This window comes from Terrabacter lapilli, from assembly GCF_039531305.1.
GTDB lineage: Bacteria > Actinomycetota > Actinomycetes > Actinomycetales > Dermatophilaceae > Terrabacter > Terrabacter lapilli.
Genome location: NZ_BAAAPU010000003.1, coordinates 416,235 through 436,709 on the forward strand (window position 1 = coordinate 416,235; position 20,475 = coordinate 436,709).

Annotated in this window: 23 protein-coding genes; 19 read left to right on the forward strand and 4 right to left on the reverse strand. The window is 72.8% G+C overall.

What is annotated here, in order from left to right; genetic code table 11:
- Positions 1 to 524 precede the first annotated feature (524 nt).
- The 10 genes from ABD241_RS03290 to trmD all read left to right on the forward strand — a co-directional run bounded on the left by ABD241_RS03290 (position 525) and on the right by trmD (position 7,982).
- On the forward strand, positions 525 to 767 hold the full coding sequence (locus tag ABD241_RS03290; RefSeq protein ID WP_344058386.1) for a hypothetical protein: 243 nt from the start codon (positions 525 to 527) through the stop codon (positions 765 to 767).
- A 244-nt stretch (positions 768 to 1,011) separates the two neighbouring features.
- A complete protein-coding gene (locus tag ABD241_RS03295; protein ID WP_344058388.1) occupies positions 1,012 to 1,368 on the forward strand; it encodes a hypothetical protein in 357 nt (118 codons plus the stop codon).
- A 2-nt stretch (positions 1,369 to 1,370) separates the two neighbouring features.
- Positions 1,371 to 2,582: a glutathionylspermidine synthase family protein gene (locus ABD241_RS03300; protein WP_344058390.1), complete on the forward strand. Its 1,212-nt coding sequence runs from the start codon at positions 1,371 to 1,373 to the stop codon at positions 2,580 to 2,582.
- A 101-nt stretch (positions 2,583 to 2,683) separates the two neighbouring features.
- On the forward strand, positions 2,684 to 3,106 hold the full coding sequence (locus ABD241_RS03305) for a DUF350 domain-containing protein (protein WP_344058392.1): 423 nt from the start codon (positions 2,684 to 2,686) through the stop codon (positions 3,104 to 3,106).
- Between the two features lie 66 nt (positions 3,107 to 3,172).
- Positions 3,173 to 4,261 (forward strand): amidohydrolase family protein, encoded by a 1,089-nt coding sequence (locus ABD241_RS03310; RefSeq protein WP_344058394.1) that lies wholly within the window; start codon positions 3,173 to 3,175, stop codon positions 4,259 to 4,261.
- A gap of 16 nt (positions 4,262 to 4,277) precedes the next feature.
- Positions 4,278 to 5,207 carry a GNAT family N-acetyltransferase gene (locus ABD241_RS03315; protein WP_344058396.1) on the forward strand — a complete coding sequence of 310 codons (930 nt, stop codon included), beginning with the start codon at positions 4,278 to 4,280 and terminating at the stop codon, positions 5,205 to 5,207.
- A 195-nt stretch (positions 5,208 to 5,402) separates the two neighbouring features.
- Entirely contained in the window at positions 5,403 to 5,858 is a 456-nt protein-coding gene (gene rpsP, locus ABD241_RS03320) for a 30S ribosomal protein S16 (RefSeq protein ID WP_142222350.1), read from the forward strand.
- 2 nt (positions 5,859 to 5,860) lie between these two features.
- Complete coding sequence (locus tag ABD241_RS03325; protein ID WP_142184219.1) at positions 5,861 to 6,103, forward strand: RNA-binding protein; 243 nt, start codon at positions 5,861 to 5,863, stop codon at positions 6,101 to 6,103.
- A 125-nt stretch (positions 6,104 to 6,228) separates the two neighbouring features.
- Entirely contained in the window at positions 6,229 to 6,756 is a 528-nt protein-coding gene (gene rimM, locus ABD241_RS03330; protein ID WP_344058399.1) for a ribosome maturation factor RimM, read from the forward strand.
- Positions 6,757 to 6,788: 32 nt separating this feature from the next.
- On the forward strand, positions 6,789 to 7,982 hold the full coding sequence (trmD, locus tag ABD241_RS03335; RefSeq protein ID WP_344058401.1) for a tRNA (guanosine(37)-N1)-methyltransferase TrmD: 1,194 nt from the start codon (positions 6,789 to 6,791) through the stop codon (positions 7,980 to 7,982).
- Between the two features lie 69 nt (positions 7,983 to 8,051).
- Here the strand turns inward: trmD and ABD241_RS03340 are convergent, their stop codons facing one another.
- Positions 8,052 to 8,810 (reverse strand): ABC transporter permease, encoded by a 759-nt coding sequence (locus tag ABD241_RS03340; RefSeq protein ID WP_344058403.1) that lies wholly within the window; start codon positions 8,808 to 8,810, stop codon positions 8,052 to 8,054.
- Between the two features lie 265 nt (positions 8,811 to 9,075).
- On the opposite strand from ABD241_RS03340, the gene rplS reads away from it, so the two are divergent.
- The 9 genes from rplS (at position 9,076) to ABD241_RS03385 (ending at position 16,542) form a co-directional block, all read left to right on the forward strand.
- Positions 9,076 to 9,462 carry a 50S ribosomal protein L19 gene (gene rplS / locus ABD241_RS03345; RefSeq protein ID WP_142184213.1) on the forward strand — a complete coding sequence of 129 codons (387 nt, stop codon included), beginning with the start codon at positions 9,076 to 9,078 and terminating at the stop codon, positions 9,460 to 9,462.
- 214 nt (positions 9,463 to 9,676) lie between these two features.
- On the forward strand, positions 9,677 to 10,315 hold the full coding sequence (gene lepB / locus ABD241_RS03350; RefSeq protein ID WP_344058405.1) for a signal peptidase I: 639 nt from the start codon (positions 9,677 to 9,679) through the stop codon (positions 10,313 to 10,315).
- Positions 10,315 to 11,190, forward strand: a complete 876-nt coding sequence (lepB, locus tag ABD241_RS03355; protein ID WP_344058407.1) for a signal peptidase I — start codon at positions 10,315 to 10,317, stop codon at positions 11,188 to 11,190. The genes lepB (ABD241_RS03350) and lepB (ABD241_RS03355) overlap by 1 nt, the downstream gene beginning before the upstream one ends.
- A gap of 17 nt (positions 11,191 to 11,207) precedes the next feature.
- Positions 11,208 to 11,981, forward strand: a complete 774-nt coding sequence (locus ABD241_RS03360) for a ribonuclease HII (protein ID WP_344058409.1) — start codon at positions 11,208 to 11,210, stop codon at positions 11,979 to 11,981.
- Positions 11,978 to 12,298, forward strand: a complete 321-nt coding sequence (locus tag ABD241_RS03365; RefSeq protein ID WP_142184205.1) for a DUF2469 family protein — start codon at positions 11,978 to 11,980, stop codon at positions 12,296 to 12,298. The genes ABD241_RS03360 and ABD241_RS03365 overlap by 4 nt, the downstream gene beginning before the upstream one ends.
- A 119-nt stretch (positions 12,299 to 12,417) precedes the next feature.
- The gene (locus ABD241_RS03370) at positions 12,418 to 12,783 is read left to right on the forward strand and encodes a YraN family protein (protein ID WP_344058412.1); all 366 of its coding nucleotides are present in this window, start codon (positions 12,418 to 12,420) and stop codon (positions 12,781 to 12,783) included.
- Complete coding sequence (locus ABD241_RS03375; protein WP_344058414.1) at positions 12,783 to 14,345, forward strand: YifB family Mg chelatase-like AAA ATPase; 1,563 nt, start codon at positions 12,783 to 12,785, stop codon at positions 14,343 to 14,345. The genes ABD241_RS03370 and ABD241_RS03375 overlap by 1 nt, the downstream gene beginning before the upstream one ends.
- Complete coding sequence (gene dprA / locus ABD241_RS03380; protein WP_344058416.1) at positions 14,342 to 15,529, forward strand: DNA-processing protein DprA; 1,188 nt, start codon at positions 14,342 to 14,344, stop codon at positions 15,527 to 15,529. Before ABD241_RS03375 ends, dprA begins: the two co-directional genes overlap by 4 nt.
- Before the next feature lie 77 nt (positions 15,530 to 15,606).
- Entirely contained in the window at positions 15,607 to 16,542 is a 936-nt protein-coding gene (locus ABD241_RS03385; RefSeq protein WP_344059508.1) for a tyrosine recombinase XerC, read from the forward strand.
- Positions 16,543 to 16,561: 19 nt separating this feature from the next.
- On the opposite strand, the gene ABD241_RS03390 is transcribed toward ABD241_RS03385, so the two are convergent.
- The 3 genes from ABD241_RS03390 to ABD241_RS03400 all read right to left on the reverse strand — a co-directional run bounded on the left by ABD241_RS03390 (position 16,562) and on the right by ABD241_RS03400 (position 20,412).
- Positions 16,562 to 17,101: a M23 family metallopeptidase gene (locus tag ABD241_RS03390; protein ID WP_344058418.1), complete on the reverse strand. Its 540-nt coding sequence runs from the start codon at positions 17,099 to 17,101 to the stop codon at positions 16,562 to 16,564.
- 103 nt (positions 17,102 to 17,204) lie between these two features.
- A complete protein-coding gene (locus ABD241_RS03395) occupies positions 17,205 to 18,386 on the reverse strand; it encodes a pyridoxal phosphate-dependent aminotransferase (RefSeq protein WP_344058420.1) in 1,182 nt (393 codons plus the stop codon).
- A 115-nt stretch (positions 18,387 to 18,501) separates the two neighbouring features.
- A complete protein-coding gene (locus ABD241_RS03400; RefSeq protein ID WP_344058422.1) occupies positions 18,502 to 20,412 on the reverse strand; it encodes a DUF6541 family protein in 1,911 nt (636 codons plus the stop codon).
- Between the last annotated feature and the right edge of the window lie 63 nt (positions 20,413 to 20,475).

Sequence of the window (20,475 nt, forward strand, 5' to 3'; positions counted from 1 at the left end):
CCGCACGTGTCGCCGGACCATGTGCCATCGGTAGACCATTCGCCGATCCACTCGCGCGGCGTGATGCCAGCCGAGCTGAGTGCCGCTAGTGCGTCGCGGCCGAGGGTGGTCATCGGCGAGCACCGCTCAAGCCGTAGATACACGCGACCACAGTCGATGGGATGAGTAGGACTGTGCCGATTGAGCGTCCGGCCTCGCTGAGTACGTCTAGGATCGTGCCCACGGTGAACCCCTCTCAGGTTGGTTCGTCGTCAGGCCCTCGGACGCGCCAACGTCGCGGGGGCCGCCTCGTCTAACCGAGGAGATTGCACTCCACAGCGCTCCGTCATTGGCCGCCTTGTGAGGGTGTCCCGCACAGCGCTAGATGCTGCGTATTCGAGAAGTTCCTCGGCAAGAGCTGACCTCCGGGCCGTCGGAGTGTGACCCCCGGCACCATCCCTCACGGCGCCTGCGCGCGTCGGCCACCAGAGGGACCATGGAGGGAGGACAGGGGACTGCTCACACCCCGAAGAAGGTGGCCCTCCATGACCACAACCACCCGAACTGACGCCGTCCTCGCTCCAGCGGACGGCGGCGCCACGGCGCCGGCGGAGCCGACCTCGGAGACGACCCCGGAGACGACCCCGGCGAAGACCCCGGCGAAGACCCAGGAGAAGAAGCGGCACTGGGCGATCCCCGTCGTCGTGGGCGCCGTCGCCTTCGGCGCGGGTGCCGCCGTCGGCTCCAGCCTGACGTGGCGGTTCTCCGTCTGGTGGAAGCCGAGCTGACGACACGGACGTCGACGTTCCCTCGGTCGTCGAGGTGACGGACCACGTATGCCGCCGGGCCCGACCGGGCGCGGCGGCACACGTCAGCGTGGCTGCGCCCTTCGACCTCAGCCGCAGGGCTCTGGGCCGCCGCAAAACGGGACGAGCCGGGAGGGATCCGGCGGCGCGCTCCTGACGTCGTAGGCCCGTCGCGACGAGGCGTCGCGGCCACCACGCCGCTGAGGAGACGCGTACCCGCATGCCCATGACCCGCAAGTCCGCCGCCGTCACGGTGGGCGCCGTGGCGCTCGCCTCGCTCGGCATCTACGCGGCCGCGCAGGACGATGACAACGACTACGCCGGGGTCTGCGTCGACCAGGCCACCCAGACCCGCATCTCCGACGACCGGTGCGACGACCACCACTCGGCCGGCTTCCACGGCGGGCACGGCTGGTACTTCGTGCCACGCGGGGTGGCGGCCCCCGCGATCGGCAGCCGCATCTCCGGCGGGTCCTTCGCGGCGCCCCCGTCGAGCAGGTCGTGGGGGACCGGCTTCCGGTCGGAGGGCGGCGTGGTCACCCGCGGCGGCTTCTCCGGCCACGGCTTCTCCGTCGGGGGCTGAGGGTGGACCGCCTTCCCAGCCGGCCGCGTCCCGACTGGCTGCGCACCGTCGAGCAGCAGGGGCTGACGTATGCCGTCGACCGGGCAGAGGACGGCGCCGCCGTCCCGTACTGGGACGAGTCGGCCTGCTACGAGCTGACCGAGTCCGACGTCGAGGTGCTCGAGCGGGCCACCGGCGACCTGCACCGGATGGCCGTCGCGGCCGTCCACCGGATGGCCCACGACCCCGAGATCGTCGCCCGGCACGGACTGCCGGACGGGGCAGGCGCGTGGCTCGCCGGGTCCCTCGCCGACCCGCAGGCAACGTCCGTCTACGGCCGGTTCGACCTCGCCTGGGACGGCGACGGCCCCCCGAAGCTGCTCGAGTACAACGCCGACACGCCGGCCGGCCTGGTCGAGGCGGCCGTGAGCCAGTGGTTCTGGCTGGAGGACCTGCACCCCGACCACGACCAGTGGAACCTGCTGCACGAGCGGCTCGTGGAGGGCTGGCGCCGGATGCGGGCGCGCACGGGAGTCGAGGTCGTGCACTTCGCCGTGGGCCAGGACGAGCCGACCGAGGACTGGGCCACGGTCGCCTACCTGCGCGACACCGCGCAGGAGGCCGGTCTGGTGGCGCTCGGCATCACGATGGAGGACATCGGCTGGCACCACGGGCAGCGCCGCTTCGTCGACGTGCACGGCGCGCCGATCACGCACTGCTTCAAGATGTATCCCACCGAGTGGATGCTCGACTCGCCCTTCGGCGCCTACCTGCTCGGGGGCGCCTCGACGACCCAGTGGATCGAGCCGCCGTGGAAGCTGCTCGCCGGGTCCAAGGCGCTGCTGCCCGTGCTCTGGGAGATGTTCCCCGGCCACCCCAACCTGCTGCCGGCGTACTTCGACCACCCGCACGGCCTGACGGCATACGCCTCGAAGCCGCTCTTCGGGTGGGAGGGCGACGGCGTCGACGTCGTGGGCCCCGACGGCGAGGAGCGCTCGCCACGGCTGCGCACCGCCGGGCAGCAACGGGTGTACCAGCAGTACACCCCGCTGCCCGACTTCGACGGCAACCGTCCGGTCCTCGGCACCTGGGTGGTCGACGGCAAGCCGGCCGGTCTCGGCATCCGCGAGTCGACCAACCTCGTCACGAACACCGGCGCCCGGTTCGTGCCGCACCGCATGCTGGCGCCCCGCTCAAGCGCCGAGCAGGTCGCGACCTGGGTCGCCGAGCCCTGACCCGTGGGGCCGACCCACCCACGTCACCACCCGAGCCCCACGCCTGCCTTCTCCCTTTGCCCTCTCCCTCTGCCCTCTCCCTTCGACCCTGGAGCCTGCACATGGACCTGCTCGTCCACACCGGATACGCCCTCGTCTACGCCGTGGTCGGCATCGCCGTCCTCGGGCTCGGGTACGCCGCGCTCGACCTGCTGACCCCCGGACACCTCGGCGCGCACATCTGGACCGAGCGCTCGCTCAACGCCGCCGTCGTGCTCGCCTCCGGGTTCCTCGGCCTCGGGGGGATCGTCTTCGCCGCGATCTGGGCCAACGGCTCGGGCTCCCTGGGTGAGGCGCTCGGCTGGACCGTCGTCTTCGGCCTGCTCGGCGTCGTGCTGCAGGCGGTGGCCTTCCGGCTGCTCGACCTCGTGACGCCCGGCGACCTGGCCGAGGTCGTGACCCAGCGCGAGTTCCACCCGGCCGCGCTCGTCGCGGCGGCGGCGCAGCTGGCCGTCTCGCTCGTGGTCATCGCCTCCATCGCCTGAGCCGTCTCGCGCCGCTCCCGCACGTCGCCACGGGAGACGCGCATCGCGGACGTTAGGGTCGGACGCATGAGTGCACCGGTGCTCCATGTCCGCGGTCGGGTGCTGGTCGGTCCGGACGACGTCGTCGACGAGCTCTGGGTCATCGGGGGCCGGGTGTCCTTCACCCCGCCGGCCGACGCCGCCGACGTGCAGACCCTAGAGGGATGGGTGCTGCCCGGCCTCGTCGACGCGCACTGCCACGTCGGCCTCGGGCCGCACGGCGAGGTGCCGCGGGAGGAGGCCGAGCAGCAGGCCCTCACCGACCGCGACCGTGGCACGTTGCTCATCCGCGACGCCGGCCAGCCCGGTGACACCCGCTGGGTCGACGAGCGCGAGGACCTGCCGAAGATCATCCGGGCCGGCCGCCACATCGCCCGCACCCGCCGCTACATCCGCAACTTCGCCCACGAGGTCGAGGAGGACGAGCTCGAGCGCCACGTGCGGCTGGAGGCCCACCGCGGCGACGGCTGGGTCAAGCTCGTCGGCGACTGGATCGACCGTGACGTGGGCGACCTGGCGCCGAGCTGGTCGCAGCAGGCCGTCGCCGCCGCCATCGCCGCGGCGCACGAGGAGGGTGTCCGGGTGACGGCGCACTGCTTCGGCGAGCAGTCGCTGCGTGACCTGGCGGCCGCCGGCATCGACTGCATCGAGCACGCGACCGGCCTGCAAGAGGACTCCATCGACACCTTCGCAGCCCAGGGCATCGCCATCGTGCCCACCCTCGTCAACATCGCGCAGTTCCCCGCCCTGGCGGCGCCGGCGCAGGAGAGGTTCCCCGACTACCACAAGCACATGCTCGACCTGCACGAACGCCGCTACGCCACGGTCGGCGCGGCACACGAGGCCGGCGTGGCGATCTACGTCGGCACCGACGCCGGCGGCAGCCTGCCGCACGGCCTGGTCGCGCAGGAGATGGTCGAGCTGACGAAGGCGGGCCTGACGAACACCGAGGTCGTGTCCGCCGCCACCTGGGGCGCCCGGGAGTGGCTCGGACGACCGGGCATCGCCGAGGGCGAGGATGCCGACCTCGTCGTCCTCGCCGCGGACCCGCGCGCCGACGTCACGACCGTCGCGGACCCGCTGGGGGTCGTCCTGCGAGGCCGAGTTGTCGCCTGACGCCCTGCCTCCGTCGGTGGGTCCGGAGCGCCCGCTCACGGCACTGGGGGAGCGCGTCGAGGTGCGCCCGCCGTGTGCCGACGACATCCCCGCGTATGCCGCTGCCGTGACGCTGTCGGAACGGCGGCTCGCCGACTTCGCGATCCCGAACCCCCACAACCTCCCGACCGTCCTCGAGAACCAGTCGCCGACGTACCGCACGTTCATGGTCCTGGCCCTGGACCCCGAGGGCTCCCACGGCCTCGTCGGCCGGGTCAACGTGGCCAACGTCGTCGAGGGTGCCTTCCGCAGCGCCACCGTCGGCTACGACTCCTACGACCCGTACGCCGGTCGCGGCCTCTTCGCGGAGGGCCTGCGGCTCGTGCTCGACCTCGTCTTCGAGGAGCCGCCGCACGGCATGGGCCTGCACCGCCTCGAGGCCAACATCCAGCCGGCCAACCACCGCTCGGCCGGCCTGGTGCGGTCGCTCGGCTTCGTCCACGAGGGCTTCTCCCGCGACTTCCTGCACCTGCCGGGCCCCGACGGCCGGCGTGACTGGCGCGACCACGACCGCTACACGATGCTCTCGAGCGACTGGCCGGCGGCCCCCTACCACCTGTACGCACCCCGACGCTTCGCCTGCGTCGTCCACCGCGCCGGGGGCTACGGCGGCACCGGCCTCGGTGCTGCCGTCGCCGCCGAGCTGGGGGTCCCGCTCTTCTCCTCCACCGTCGTCGAGAACACGGAGGCCCTCTTCGACCTGCTGCGCTCCTCACCCGTCGGGGGCGTGCTCGAGTGCGGGCTGACGGGGCCGGCCCTGCGCATGGGCCTGGCCCGGGCCGGTTTCGACCCGTCGGTCGTACCGGTCCTCGACGGGGCGTTCGACGTGCCGAAGCGCGACGTCGTGCGCCACGCCCTCGCGGTCCGGGCGGCGTTCGCCCGAGGGAGCTCACGGCATACGCCCTAGGCAGTCGACGGCCCGCTCCGTGGGCCGTCACCTGCCCCGGCTGGTCGGAGCACTGCCCGGCGTCTGGCAGAATGGAGGGCTGTACCCGTCCGGCCCCCTCTCGGCTGGACCGGACGCCTACACACCGAGCGTCGGCACCCCGGCTGAACCCAGCCGGTCTCGCCGCGCTCACGACTGTTTGAGGAGACCGCCACAGTGGCTGTCAAGATCCGCCTGAAGCGCATGGGCAAGATCCGTGCACCGTTCTACCGCGTCGTCGTCATGGACTCGCGCACCAAGCGCGACGGCCGTGCGATCGAGGAGATCGGCAAGTACCACCCCACCGAGCAGCCGTCGCTCATCGACATCGACATCGAGCGCGCGCACTACTGGCTGAGCCAGGGTGCGCAGCCGACCGAGGCCGTCGCGGCCCTCATCAAGGTCGTCGACGAGGGCAAGCTCCAGACCAAGGAGCCGAAGACCTCGAAGAAGGACCTCTACGAGGCGGCCGTCGCCGCCGCCGGTGGCAAGAGCGACGCGGGCACCGACAGCCCGGCTCCGCGCAAGAAGGCTGCCAAGAAGGCCGAGCCGAAGGCCGACGAGCAGACCGAGGCCCCGGCCGAGGCCTCCGCCGAGGCCGGCGCAGACGAGTCCGCGAAGGCCGAGGCCTGAGCATGCTCGAGGAGGCGCTCGAGCACCTCGTCAAGGGCATCGTCGACCACGACGAGGACGTCGTCGTGCGCCGCAAGGAGCTGCGCCGCGGTGAGCTGCTCGAGGTCCGGGTCCACCCCGACGACCTCGGCCGCGTCATCGGCCGTTCCGGCCGCACGGCGAGCGCCCTGCGCACGGTCGTCGGCGCCCTCGCGGGCAACAACAACGTACGCGTCGACATCGTCGACACCGACCGCGTGCGCTGAGCGCCGAGGGCTCACGGAGACACGCCGACGAGCCGTCAGAGAGTGACCGCCAGGGGCGCCCCGGACTTCCGGGGCGCCCCTGTTCGCGTGTCCGGACCCGTTCACGACCTGAGAGGATTCGGCCCATGAACGTCGTCCTTGCCCGCATCGGCAAACCCCACGGCCTGCGCGGAGAGGTCACCGTCCAGCTGCACACCGACGACCCCGAGGTGCGCTTCGCCGTCGGCACCGTCGTCGCCACCGAGGCGGACCCGGGGTCCGGCGTGCCCAAGGCCCTGACCATCGCCGGCACGCGGGTGCACCGTGGCATCTGGCTGCTCACCTTCGAGGAGATCCCCGACCGAACGGGCGCGGAGAGCCTGCGCGGCACCCGGCTCGTGCTGCCCGAGGCGGCCCCGACCCCCGAGGAGGAGGCGTTCTACGAGGAGGACCTCGTGGGCCTCGAGGTCCGCGACACCAGCGGGGAGCGGGTCGGCACCGTGAGCGGGTTGGAGATCGGCCCGGCGCAGGACCGCCTCGTCGTCACGCTGACCGACGGCGTCACGGCATACGTGCCCTTCGTCAGGCGGATCGTGCCGACGGTCGCCGAGGACCACGTGGTCGTCGACCCGCCGCCCGGCCTCTTCGACCTCTACCGCGAGGGCTCCGAGTGACGACGGGACACGTCCATGCGGCTCGAGCCGCCATGCGCCTCGACGTCGTCACGATCTTCCCCGACTACCTCACCCCGCTCGACCTCTCGCTCATCGGCAAGGCGCGCGAGGACGGCCTGCTCGACGTCCGGATCCACGACCTGCGCGACTTCACCCACGACCGCCACCGCACGGTCGACGACACCCCCTACGGCGGGGGAGCGGGCATGGTCATGAAGCCGCAGCCGTGGGCCGAGGCGCTCGACCACGTGCTGGCCCTCGACAACCCGTCGGGTGCCAAGCCGCGCCTGCTCGTACCCGGCCCGGGCGGGCGCCCCTTCACGCAGGCCCTGGCCCGCGAGCTCGCGCTGGAGCCGTGGCTGGCGTTCGCCTGCGGCCGCTACGAGGGGATCGACGAGCGCGTCTACGACCACGCCCGTGAGGACCTCGGCCTCGAGGTGTCGGTCGTCAGCCTCGGCGACTACGTCCTCAACGGCGGCGAGGTCGCCGTCCTGGCCATGGTGGAGGCCATCGGGCGGCTGATCCCGGGCGTCATCGGCAACGCCGAGTCGCTCGTCGAGGAGTCGCACGAGGACGGCCTGCTCGAGTACCCCATCTACACCAAGCCCAGCTCGTGGAACGGCCGCGATGTGCCGTCGGTGCTGCTCTCGGGCAACCACGGCGCCATCGCGCAGTGGCGACACGAGCAGCGCCTCGCCCGCACGGCCGCGCGTCGCCCGGACCTGCTCCACGCCTCGCACGCCGGCGGTGCCGACGGCGGCGACCTGGAGATCGCGGCCGCGACCCCGGGCGACGTGCCGGAGCTGGCCGTCCTCCTCCTGGCCTGCGCGGCGCGGGAGGCCGGCGCCGCGGGCACCTCGGGGACCCCCGACGCCCACGCGAGCGTCGACGACGTCCGGGCGTCCCTCGACACGTCGATCACCTGGGTCGCCCGCAGCGGCGGCCGGCTCGTGGGCGCCGTCCGCACCCCGCGCTCGCCGTCCCCGGACGGCGAGTGGGCCATCAGCCGACTCTGTGTCGCCCCCGACCTCGAGGGTCGCGGACTGGATCGACGACTCGTCGAGCAGGCCGAGGCCGCTGCGCCGGACGGCACGCGCAGCGTCACGCTGCACCTGGGGTCGGGTCGCCCCGAGGCGCTCAAGGCGTACCGGAAGGCCGGCTACCGCCCCGCCGACGGTTCGTCCTCCCTGCCGGGCACGGTCACGCTGGTCAAGCGCCGCCGCTGAGCTGCGGCCCGACCCACGGCCTGGCGATCTCGCGCGTCTCGGGGATGCGGTCTCGGCGGGCCGGCGGCGTCAGGAGACGAGCGCGACGTCGAGGTCCGCCGGGAGAAGGCGGCGCCGACGGATCAGCTCGGCCTGCACGCTCGCGGTGATCGACTGGGTGGCCATGATGGCGAAGAGCACGAGGACCTGGGCGGTCGCGGCCTGCACGGCGCTGCCACCGCCGAGCATCACCCCGATGAAGGCCCCGGGGAGGGTGACGACTCCCGAGGTGCGCACCTGGTCGAGGCTCGGGACGATCCCCTCGGGCACGCGTCGGGCGATGATCTCGTCGATCGCCTGGTCGGAGGTGAGGCCGAGCGACAGGCACGCCTCGTACTGGCCGTGCTCCTCGCGCAGGGCCGCGAAGGTGCGACGCCCCACGAGAGTGTGCACCGTCATGGTGTTGCCGATGACGATGCCCGCGATCGGGATGACCGCGATCCCGGTCAGCGGCACCGCGCCGGTGGCGAGGATGATCGCGACGACCGGCACGACGCCGCACGCCATCGCGGCCGCGGCCCACGGCCAGGTGCCCGGAGCCCCGACCCGCTTGGACGTCGTGGCCACCGCGGTGGCGAACATCGCCCCCACCGCCAGGAAGGAGAGCCACAGGGAGCCGACCACTGCGGTGATGACGAGTGCGACGAGGGTGAGCTGCACGACCGCGCGTCCGCCCGCGAGCACGGACTGCCGTCCGAGGCCGAGCCCGCCGACCCGGTTGGCCGCCACGGTCACCGCGAGGAGGATGATCAGGCAGGCGACGACGGGCCAGCTCGGGGAGACGTCCACGGGGCAACGCTAGGGCACGGCCCGGACCACCTGGGCCACCCGCTGCCGGCGGCGGCCGCCGCCGCCGATTTCGCCGTGGGACGCTTGCTCTGGCAGACTTGCTCCTTGCGTCCGGGACACGACGGCCCCTGCCACAGGGGGAGTCGGGTCACCACCGAGCCGAGCCGGCTCGGCCAGCTCCACCGGTGACTCGACGCGGCCACGCGGACGCACGACCACATACTGGTGACGAGGTGGCCTGTGGCACCCAGGAAAGCGAAGCATCATGCACACGTTTGACGACATCAACGCGGCGTCGCTGCGCTCGGACGTTCCCGAGTTCCGCGCCGGCGACACCCTCAAGGTCCACGTCAAGGTCATCGAGGGCACGCGCTCGCGTGTCCAGGTGTTCCAGGGCGTCGTGATCCGTCGCCACGGTGGCGGCATCGGCGAGACCTTCACGGTCCGCAAGGTCTCCTTCGGTGTCGGCGTCGAGCGCACCTTCCCGGTGCACACCCCGGTCATCGACAAGATCGAGGTCGTCACCCGCGGTGACGTCCGCCGCGCGAAGCTCTACTACCTGCGTGGTCTGCGCGGCAAGGCCGCCAAGATCCGCGAGAAGCGCGAGACCGTCCCGGCCAAGGGCGGCGCCAAGGCCGGCGCCAAGGGCTGACGGCTGCCGACGCAGTCGTCGCACTGACACACGAGGCGCGGTGGACCCCGAGCGGGCCGTCCCGGAGAGCTCCGGTACGACCCCCGAGCGGGGGTCCACCGCGCCTTCGTCGCGCCCGGGCAGGGAAGGCGTGGCGGGGGAGGCCGCCACAGGCGCGGTTGCCGGCGCACCCGGCCCAACCCACTCGCCCGGCCCAACGCGTACGTATGCCGCCGTGCGGCGTCAGCGGTGGCTGCTCGGCCCCGCGCTGCTGCTGCTCGCGATTGTCGTCGTGCGCGCCTTCCTCGTGACACCCTTCGGCATCCCCAGCGGGTCGATGCAGGACACGCTCCTCGTCGGGGACCACATCCTCGTCAGCCGGCTCACGGCGCCCGACGACGTCCGGCGCGGCGACATCATCGTCTTCGACGCCTCCCAGGCCTTCCACCTGCGGGTGCCCGAGCGCGGGCCGCTCCAGACCCTCGTGCAGGCGGTGCAGAGCCTGACCGGCACGGGGCAGCCCACCGACTACGTCAAGCGCGTCATCGGGGTTCCCGGCGACCACGTCCGCTGCTGCTCGGCCGACGGGCGACTGGAGGTCAACGGCGTCGCCGTCACCGAGCCCTACGTCGCTGCGGGACAGCGGCCGAGCGCCGTGACGTTCGACGTGACGGTCCCGCCCGACCGGTTCTGGGTCATGGGCGACAACCGCGGAGCCTCGGCCGACTCCCGCGCCCACCTCGGAGACCCGGGGGGCGGCATGGTGCCCGGGGACGACATCGTCGGCAAGGTATGGGTGCGATACTGGCCGCTCGATCGGCTCGGTCCGGTCGCCGCAGGACCAGTTGCCTCCGTCCCACGAAATGGTGAGTGATGTCGCAGTACACCGGACGCCCGGAAGACCCCACGCGCGGGCGTACCCCTGGCGACATCGACGACGACGACGACTACGACTACGACGAGAAGCCGCGGGGCTTCGGCGGCACGCTGCTGGCCGGGATCAAGGAGCTCGTGATCGTCATCGTCCTGGCGATGGCGCTCTCGTTCGTGGTGAAGACCTGGCTCTTCCAGGCCTTCTACATCCCGTCCGGCTCGATGGAGAACACCCTCGTCAAGGACGACCGGGTCATCGTCAGCAAGCTGACACCTGGACCGTTCGAGCTCAAGCGCGGTGACGTCGTCGTCTTCGAGGATCCCGGGACGCCCACGCCGTGGCTCGGGAGCCTCGGTGACACGCACAGCACGGTCGGCGGGCCGTTCCACGACGCGCTCGTCTTCGTCGGCCTGCTGCCGGAGGACTCGGAGAACCACCTCATCAAGCGCGTCATCGGCCTGCCGGGCGACCACGTCCAGGGCAACGGCGACACCGGAAAGATCAAGGTCAACGGCGTCGAGATCACCGAGCCCTACATCAAGCCGGGCGACTACCCGAGCGAGGGCAAGAAGTTCGACATCACCGTGCCCCAGGGCCGCATCTGGGTCATGGGCGACCACCGCTCCGACTCCTCCGACAGCCGCTGGCACGACGACGGCACCGGGGCCACCGGGTCCGTGCCGATCGACAAGGTCGTCGGGCGCGCCCTGTTCATCGTGTGGCCCATCGAGCACGTGACCTGGCTCGGCGTCCCCGAGCGCACCTTCGGGCAGGTCCCTGCCCCGGCCTCCACCGCGCCGGCCGGGAAGGGCGCGGTCAACCCCGCGCCGACGGGCACGCCGACCGCCTCGGCGACCAAGGCCGCGGCCGGCTGATCGGCGCACCCGGCTCCATGGCACCTGCCGCACCGCCCTCGAAGAAGCCCTCGCTGCGCGTCGAACGGGCGCTGCAGCGCTCCGGACACCGCCTGCTCGCCGGCATGGACGAGGTCGGCCGGGGCGCGCTCGCCGGCCCCGTCAGCGTGGGGGTCGTCGTCATCGACGAGACGGTGCGCTCGGCCCCGGTCGGGGTCAAGGACTCCAAGCTGCTGACCGAAAGGGCACGGACCGCCCTCGTACCGCGCCTGCAGCGCTGGGCGGTCGCCCACGCCGTCGGGCACGCCACCGCCGACGAGATCGACGCCATCGGGATCATGGCCGCCCTGCGGCTCGCCGGCACCCGGGCGCTTGCCGGCCTCGGCGTCGTCCCCGACCTGGTCATCCTCGACGGCAACCACGACTGGCTGACGGACCCGGCGGAGGTGGGGCTCTTCGCCTTCGCCGACGAGTCCGGGCCCACCACGCCGCCGGTCACCACGATGATCAAGGCCGACCTCAAGTGCTCGTCGGTGGCCGCGGCGAGCGTGCTGGCGAAGGTCGAGCGCGACCAGCTGATGGTGGCGCTCTCGGACGAGCACCCGGCATACGGCTGGGCACTGAACAAGGGCTACTCCGCGCCGGAGCACCTCGAGGCGCTCGCGCGCCTCGGGCCGTGCGAGCTGCACCGGCGCTCGTGGCGCCTGCCCGGCGTGTACACCGACGACGCCGTCGAGGTGTTGAATGAGGTGACGGAGGCCTTCGCCCCGGCGCCCACCACGGCAGAGCAGACAGGAACGGCGATCAGGTGAGTTCGGAAGACCTCGAGAAGTACGAGACCGAGATGGAGCTCCAGCTCTACAAGGAGTACCGCGACGTCGTCGGCCTCTTCACCCACGTCGTCGAGACCGAGCGGCGCTTCTACCTCGCCAACTCCGTCGACCTCAAGGTCCGCAACGACGGCGGTGAGGTGTTCTTCGACGTCACCATGGCCGACGCCTGGGTCTGGGACATCTACCGGCCGGCCCGGTTCGTCAAGAACGTGCGCGTCGTGACCTTCAAGGACGTCAACGTCGAGGAGCTGCCCAAGCCCGACATCAAGCTCCCCGAGAACGGCGACTTCACCTGACGCTCCGGCTGACGCCCTGAGCGCGGGTTCGTCCACATCCCCTTCCCGCGAACGTATGCCGTCCACAGCCACCCGCTGAGGTCTGTCCTCGCCGGGAGGCCGCCGGGAGGGTGGTCCGCATGGACCTCTCCACCCGCGCCCTCGGCGACTACGGCGAGCGCCTCGCGTGCCGCTACCTGCTTGCACACGGCCTGACGATCCTCGACCGCAACTGGCGGTGCGTCCGCGGCGAGATCGACGTCGTCGCCGTCGACGGCCGCGAGCTCGTCGTCTGCGAGGTCAAGACACGCACGACCGAGGCCTACGGCGCGCCCTTCGAGGCGGTGACGTGGGCCAAGCAGCGCCGACTGCGCCGGCTCGCCGGCCTGTGGCGTGACGAGCACGACCACCTGGCGCACGGCCTGGCGCTGCGGATCGACGTCATCTCGATCCTGCGGCCCCGCAGCGGCCGGGCCAGCCTCGAGCACCTGCGCGGGGTGTGCTGATGGGCACCGGGCTGGGCCGCACCCGGTCGGTGGGGCTGCGCGGCGTGCTCGGGTTCGTCGTCGACGTCGAGGCGCACGTGACGCCCGGCCTGCCGGGGTTCGCCATCAGCGGGCTCGGCGACTCCGCGGTCAAGCAGTCCTCCGACCGCATCAAGGCGGCGGCCGCCCTCATCGAGAAGATGCCGGTCAGCCAACGGCGGGTCACGGTCAACCTCTCCCCGGCCGGGGAGCGCAAGGTCGGAACCGGTTTCGACCTCGGCATCTTCGTCGCGGTCGCGGCCGCCCTGGAGCTCGTGCGGGTCGGCGTGGTTCGCGACGTCGTGCACATCGGGGAGGTCGGGCTCGACGGGACCGTGCGGCCGGTGCCGGGGGTCCTCCCTCTCGTCCGTGCGGCCGCGCTGGCCGGCGTGCGCCACGTCGTCGTCCCGGTCGCCAACGCCGGGGAGGCCCGCCTCGTGTCCGGGGTTGCCGTGCACCCGGTCGCCGACGTGGTCGAGCTCGTGCGGCGCTATGACGCGTTGGGCAGGGGTCGCCCGGTTGAGGAGGTCCCGGTCCCGCCCGTCGTGCCACCCGAGCCGCCGCCGGTCCGAGACCTCAGCGAGGTGGTGGGTCAGGCCGATGCGAAGCTCGCCCTCGAGATCGCCGCCGCCGGCGGTCATCACCTGCTGCTCGCCGGGCCCCCGGGGGCCGGCAAGACGATGCTCGCCGAGAGACTGCCCGGCCTGCTGCCGGCGCTCGACGAGGCCGCCTCGATGGAGGTCACGGCGATCCACTCCGTGCTCGGCGCCCTCGGGGACGGCGAGGAGGTGCGGCTCATCTCGCGCCCGCCGTTCGTCGCGCCGCACCACGGTGCCTCGCAGGCGGCCGTCATCGGGGGCGGGACCGGCCGGATCCGGCCGGGCGCGATCACCCAGGCCCACCGGGGCGTGCTGTTCCTGGACGAGACACCGGAGTTCGACAAGGCCGTGCTGCAGTCGCTGCGCACGCCGCTCGAACGCGGGTCGGTGTCCATCGCCCGCGCACAGGAGACCGTGACCTTCCCCGCCCGGTTCCAGCTCGTCCTGGCGGCCAACCCGTGCCCCTGCGGCAACGGGTGGGGCAAGGGTCTGGACTGCACGTGCACACCGATGATGCGCCGGTCCTACTTCGGGAAGCTGAGCGGGCCGTTGCTCGACCGCGTCGACCTGCAGGTCCACGTGCAGCCGCCCGGGCTGTCCATGGCCGGGGCCGCCGCGGGCGAGTCGACGGCCGCGGTCGCAGCTCGGGTGGCAGGGGCGCGCCGCGCCCAGGGGGAGCGCTGGCGCGAGGTGCTCGAGACATGCCGCGGAGTCAACGCCGACGTTCCCGGCTCCGTCCTGCGGGGTCGGCCGTGGCGGCTGCCCGGTTCGGCCACGGCGAGCCTCGACCGGTCCCTAGAGAGCGGTGCGCTCAGCCTCCGAGGTTACGACCGGACGCTGCGGTGCGCCTGGACGATCGCGGACGTCATGGGGCTGCAGCGCCCCGGCCGCGAGGAGGTCGACCTCGCACTGTCGCTGCGGCACCGGGCGGGGATGGCGGCATGAGGCACGCGACCAGCCAGGCCGAGGACACCAAGGACACCAAGGACAAGACCGCGGACTCCTGGAAGGGGAGGTGCAGCATGGACGCTGACCGGTTCGCGAGGGCGGCGCTGTCGCGGCTCGCGGAGCCTTGCGACAGGGAGGTGCGCACGCTCCTGGACGAGGTGGGTGCGCCCGAAGCGGTGGCGAGGATCCGTGCCGGTCGTGGCACCCTGGGCCGGTTCCGGCCGAGGGTGGCCTCGCTCGACACGGAGCGTGACCTGGACATCGCGGCCAAGGTCGGGGCGCGCGTGGTCGTCCCGGGCGACGACGAGTGGCCCGAGCGGCTCGGCAGCATCCCGGTGCCGCCGTACTGCCTCTGGGTGCGAGGGCCACTCGACCTCGCCGAGACGGTCGAGCGCTCGGTGGCCGTCGTGGGTTCACGGACGGCGACCGCTTACGGCGAGCAGGTCGCGGCCGACCTCGCGGCGGGTCTGGCCCAGCGCGGGTGGTCGGTGGTGTCCGGCGCCGCGTTCGGCATCGACGGGAGCGCCCATCGCGGTGCGCTCGCGGTCGACGGTGCCACCGTCGCAGTGCTGGCGGGCGGCGTGGAGCGGCCCTATCCCTCGGCCCACGCCACCCTCATCGCGCGGATCGCACGCGACGGGCTCGTGGTCTCCGAGGTGGCGCCGGGCTCGGCTCCCATGAAGTCCCGGTTCCTCGCTCGCAACCGCCTGATCGCCGGGATGACCCGGGGCACGGTGGTGGTGGAGGCCGACCTGCGTTCGGGCTCGCGCAACACCGTCAAGCATGCGATCGACGCGGGCCGCAACGTCGGTGCCGTGCCCGGGCCGATCACCTCGATGACCTCCTCCGGCTGCCACCAGGAGATCCGTGACGGGCGTGCGGTGCTCGTGACCTCCGCCAGTGAGGTCATCGACCTCGTCGGCGACCTGGGTGACGACGCCTGCGAGCCCGCTCGAGGTCCGGTGCTTCCGGAGGACGCCCTCCCGTCTCTCGACGCGTCGGTGCTCGAGGCCGTGCCCTTCCGGTCGGCGCTACCGCTCGATGCCATCGTGCGATCCGCGGCGCAGTCACCCCTGGCCGTCCGAGCCGCCCTCGGCCGGCTCGAACGCCTGGGGCTCGTGACCGAGTCGGCCGGTACGTGGCGCAAGCGTCCGCAACGGCGCCTGACGGCAGCACGTTGACCCACGGGGTCCGGGCCATCCCACGGTCGGGGCTTGCCAACGTCGCACCACTTTGCGATGGTGCGCAAGTGACGGATGTGACGAAGCGCGAGGAGGAAGCCGCCGTGCTCGAACGGCACGCGGAGCTGCTCCACGCCTTCTCCCGCCACCTGGGCGCCGAACGGGGCCGGTCGCAGCACACGCGCCGTGCCTACCTCGGCGATATCCGGCACCTGCTGGCCTTCGCCGGGGAGCAGGGCATCCAGCAGATCGATGAGCTGCGCATCGGCGACCTGCGCTCCTGGCTCGGGGCGCAGGCCGACGCCGGGGCGGCACGGGCGACCATCGCCCGCCGCGCCGCCTCCGCGCGGACCTTCCTGCGCTGGGCCGAGCACACCGGGCGCATCGCGGCCGACCCCTCGCTGCGCCTCGTGGCCCCGAAGCGGCAGGCTCACCTGCCCGAGGTGCTGCGCCAGGGCGAGGCGACCGCGCTGCTCGACCTCGCTGCCGTCCGCGCCGATGACGACGACCCCATCCACGTGCGTGACCGCGCGATGCTGGAGCTGCTCTACGCCAGCGGGATCCGTGTCGGTGAGCTCGCCGCGCTCGACATCGACGATGTCGACCGCTCCCAGGACGTCGTCCGCGTCATGGGCAAGGGATCCAAGGAGCGCATCGTCCCCTTCGGCGCCCCGGCACGACGGGCCATCGAGGCGTGGCTCGCCGTCCGCCCCCGGCTCGTGGGTGAGCACTCCGGCCCCGCGCTCTTCCTCGGCCGCCGCGGACGCCGCGTCGACACCCGCCAGGTGCGCTCCGCCGTGCACGAGCTGCTCTCCCACCTGCCGGACGCGCCCGACCTGGGCCCGCACGGGCTTCGCCACAGCGCCGCGACGCACCTGCTCGAGGGAGGCGCCGACCTGCGCATGGTGCAGGAGATCCTCGGGCACGCGAGTCTCGCCACGACGCAGATCTACACCCACGTCTCCGTCGACCGGCTGCGGCGCAGCTACGAGCAGGCCCACCCCCGCGCCTGAGACCGCGCCGCCTTGGCGCTCAGGGAACCGGGAGCAGGACCACCCCGGCACGACCGACGAGCGCGAGCGGGTCCAGGTAGGTCTCGCCGCGCAGCACGCCCCAGTGCAGGCACGTGCGCGGAGCGCAGTGCCCGGGCGTCGCGGCCACGGCACCGATGCCCCGTCCACGCGAGACGGCGGCGCCCACCGGCACCACCGCGACCACCGGTTCGAAGGTGCTGCGCAGGCCGCCATCGTGGGAGACGACGACGACCGACCGTCCGGCGACGACGCCGGTCCAGGTGACCCGGCCGTCGGTCGGGGCGAGCACCGACTGACCCACAGCTGCCGCGAGGTCGACGCCACGGTGACCCGGCAGCCACGGCTGGTCCGGCCGGTCGAAGCGCCGCGCCACCTCGGGACGAGGGTCCAGCGGCCAGCTCCAGCGCGCCGAGGCCGTGCCCGTCGCCACCGCGGTGCCGCTCGGACCGGAGGGCGCGAGGACACCGGCCGGTATGACAGCTGTCGTCACCGACGTGGCAGCCAGCACCGCGGCGAGGACTCCCGAACCGATCGTCATGTGCCCAGCGTCGGCGCCTGCGGCCGCCCCGAGGCTCTTCGGCGCCGTGGCTGTGGACAACCGTCGAGGCCGGCCCCGGGATGTGGACGGCCGGCCGTGCCGATCACTGCACGGGCTGGGGGTTCTGCCGGCCGGCCGCGGCGAGGCGACGGCTCGCCTCGACGAGGACGTCGTCACGCTTGCAGAAGGCGAACCGCACCAGGGTGCGCGCCGCTTCCTGGTCGTCGTGGAAGACCGAGACCGGCACGCCGACGACGCCGGCCAGCCCAGGCAGCCGGCGCGCGAACTCCAGCCCGTCCACCGCCCCGAGCGGCGCGGCGTCCGCGATCACGAAGTAGGTGCCTGCCGGCCGGGACACCTCCAGCCCCGACGCGGCGAGTGCCGAGCACAGCAGGTCGCGCTTGGCCTGCAGCGAGTTGCGCAGGCCGGCATACACGTCGTCGCCCAGCCCGAGCGCCACGGCGACGGCCGGCTGGAAGGGCCCCGAGGCGACGTACGTCAGGAACTGCTTGACCGTCCGGGCCGCCCTGACGGCCTCGGCCGGGCCCGAGAGCCAGCCGACCTTCCACCCCGTCGCGGAGAAGGTCTTGCCGGCCGAGCTGATCGTGATGGTGCGCTCGAACATGCCGGGCAACGTCGCCATCGGCACGTGCTCGGCCCCGTCGAAGACGAGGTGCTCGTAGACCTCGTCGGTCACCACCCAGGCGTCGTGCTCGCGCGCGAGCTCGGCGACGAGCTCGAGCTCGGACCGGCTGAAGACCTTGCCGGTGGGGTTGTGCGGCGTGTTGAGCAGCACGAGGCGGGTCCTCGAGGAGAAGGCCGCCCGCAGGGACGCCTCGTCGACGGCGAAGTCGGGGAAGCGCAGCACCGAGGTGCGGCGGGTGGCCCCGGCGAGGGCGATCGTGGCGGCATACGAGTCGTAGTAGGGCTCGAAGGTGACGACCTCGTCGCCCGGCTCGCACAGGGCGAGGACGACCGAGGCGATCGCCTCGGTGGCGCCCGCGGTGACGAGGACCTGCGACGAGGGGTCGAGCGTCAGCCCGTAGAAGCGTTCCTGGTGCGCGGCGACCGCCTGCAGCAGCTCCGGCACGCCGGGGCCCGGCGGGTACTGGTTGCGGCCGCCGTCGATGGCCGCCTTCGCCGCCTCGAGCATCTCGCGGGGTCCGTCCGTGTCGGGGAAGCCCTGCCCCAGGTTGATGCTGCCGGTGCGCTGCGCGAGTGCCGACATCTCGGCGAAGATCGTGGTGCCGAAGGGCTGCATCCGGGAGATCAGCGGCGTCCTCATGGCCCGAGCGTAGCCACGGCGCCGCCGAACCCGGCGACCGGACAGGGAAGATCCCACCCGGTCAGGGGTCCGGGTGGGATCTCCACCGACTCCATCGCTGCAGGCCGACCGGGCGTTACATGCCGGCGCCGAGGCCGCAGCCGGTGATGCGGTACAGCGTGTACTGGCCGTCGGTCCGCACGGCCTCGACGCCGTCGACCTTCGCGAGGTCCTTCAGCCCCGAGGACCGCTCCGGCTTGTCGAGCCAGTAGACGTGGCTGGAGTCGATGGCCCACCGGACGTCGTTGCGGGCCAGTGCCTCGCACACGTCCGGGCGGTGGGCCATGTCGTCGAATCCCGTGCCGATGACGATCCCGTCGCCCGCCGGGGGGATCGGGATGGAGCGGTAGAGGGTCCGGGTGCCGAAGAGCGGCCACATCAGGGGCGAGCCGTTCTCGGGGCGTCCGACGAGGCCCTGCCCGGGCGGGATGAGGGCGGCGAGCCTGGCCAGGGACGCCTGGGCATCGCGCGACAGGATGACCTTGCTCGGGTCGGCCGGGCGGAAGAAGTCGGCCAGCATCTGCTCGCGGGTGCCTCCGTTGAGGCCGAGCGTGAGCACCGGGATCGTCAGGGCGCCGAGCAGCGCGGCGGCGACCGGGCGGCGACCGAGCGCCGGCACCCGGCCCGCCAGCTCACGCACCGCCGGCGCGGCGGCGGCCACGAGCACGACCCCGGGCACGGCAGCCAAGGAGGCCAGGCGGATCTTGTCGTTGTACCAGTAGCCGGTCACCAGCGCCGTCCACGACATCGTCGAGGACGCGGACAGGACGTAGAGCACGACGCAGGCGAGCCACATGGCCACGACCGGGAGCGCAGCCCGGGCGCGGAGGGCGATCCAGCCGATGCCGAGGACCATGAGCACCACCAGTCCCCAGAGGACGTCCGAGATGAGCACCCGACCGCCGACGACCTCGACGAGCGCGGCCCACACCGAGACCTTGTCCTTCCACTCGTAGGACTGCGTCGAGGCCAGCAGGGCCGAGACCGTGGGGGCGACCACGAGTCCGACCACGACGGCGACAGCCACTGTTGCGAGGTCGCGCACCACGACGCGCCACGCGAGGTGCCCCATGAGTCCTGCGCGCACCCGGGCCGTGATGAACCACGTGAGCGCGAAGACGAGGAGGGCCACGAGGGCGTTGGGCTGGATGAGTGCCAGGCCCGGGAGGGCGGCCGCGAAGGCCAGCCACTGCCCGACCCGTCTCGATCGCGCGGCCTGCAGCATGAGGGCGAGGGCCCCCGGGGTCAGCGCGGTCGCCATGAGGTTGGGCCAGAGCACGCCCCACCCCAGGAGGGCGGTCGGGAAGGCGATGAAGGCCGCGGAGGCCAGCCCGGCGGCATACGTCACGAGACGGGAGGTGCCCAGGGCGTGTCGGACGAGCGCCACGCAGCCGATCGGCCACACCACTGCGGCCAGCAGGACCGTGGCGACGTTGGTGCCCGGGAGCACGTCCGCGCTGCCGGTCAGCAGGCTCGTCCCCACCCAGACGTGGAACCCGCTGGGGTAGAGGGTCGGGTTGGCGATGGAGAAGTTGCCGCTCTCGAGGAACGTCTTGATGCGGCTCAGGTGGAACACCGCGTCCGGGGAGTCGACGAGCTCGTCGGGCCGCCCGATCGAGGGCAGGATCGTCGCCAGGGCGAGCACGGCGCCGATCGCGATGGCCAGGGCGGCATCGGGCTGCGGTCGTCCGAGCAGGCGTCGGGCGGGATGCAGCTCGGTGTCGTGGTGCCCGAAGAGCCGGCGGGCCACCCAGGCCACGACGAACGAGACGGCCGTCACGGCGGCGAGCGGGACCAGCCCCCAGCGCACGCCCAGGGGCTGGGCCACGGTTGCGAAAGCGGTGATCAGCCCGGTGGAGACGGCGGGGGAGACGGCGAGCGCCTCCAGGCCCCGGGCCCCGAGGGCCCGGACGACGAGCCAGCCGGGGAGGAAGAGCACGACCGTGAGGACGACGAAGGTCGGGATCGCGTCCACCCAGTGAGCCATGCGGGCCATTGTGTCCGGTCACCGCGATTTCTCCACGACCCGGGTCAGCCCGTAGCATGGTCT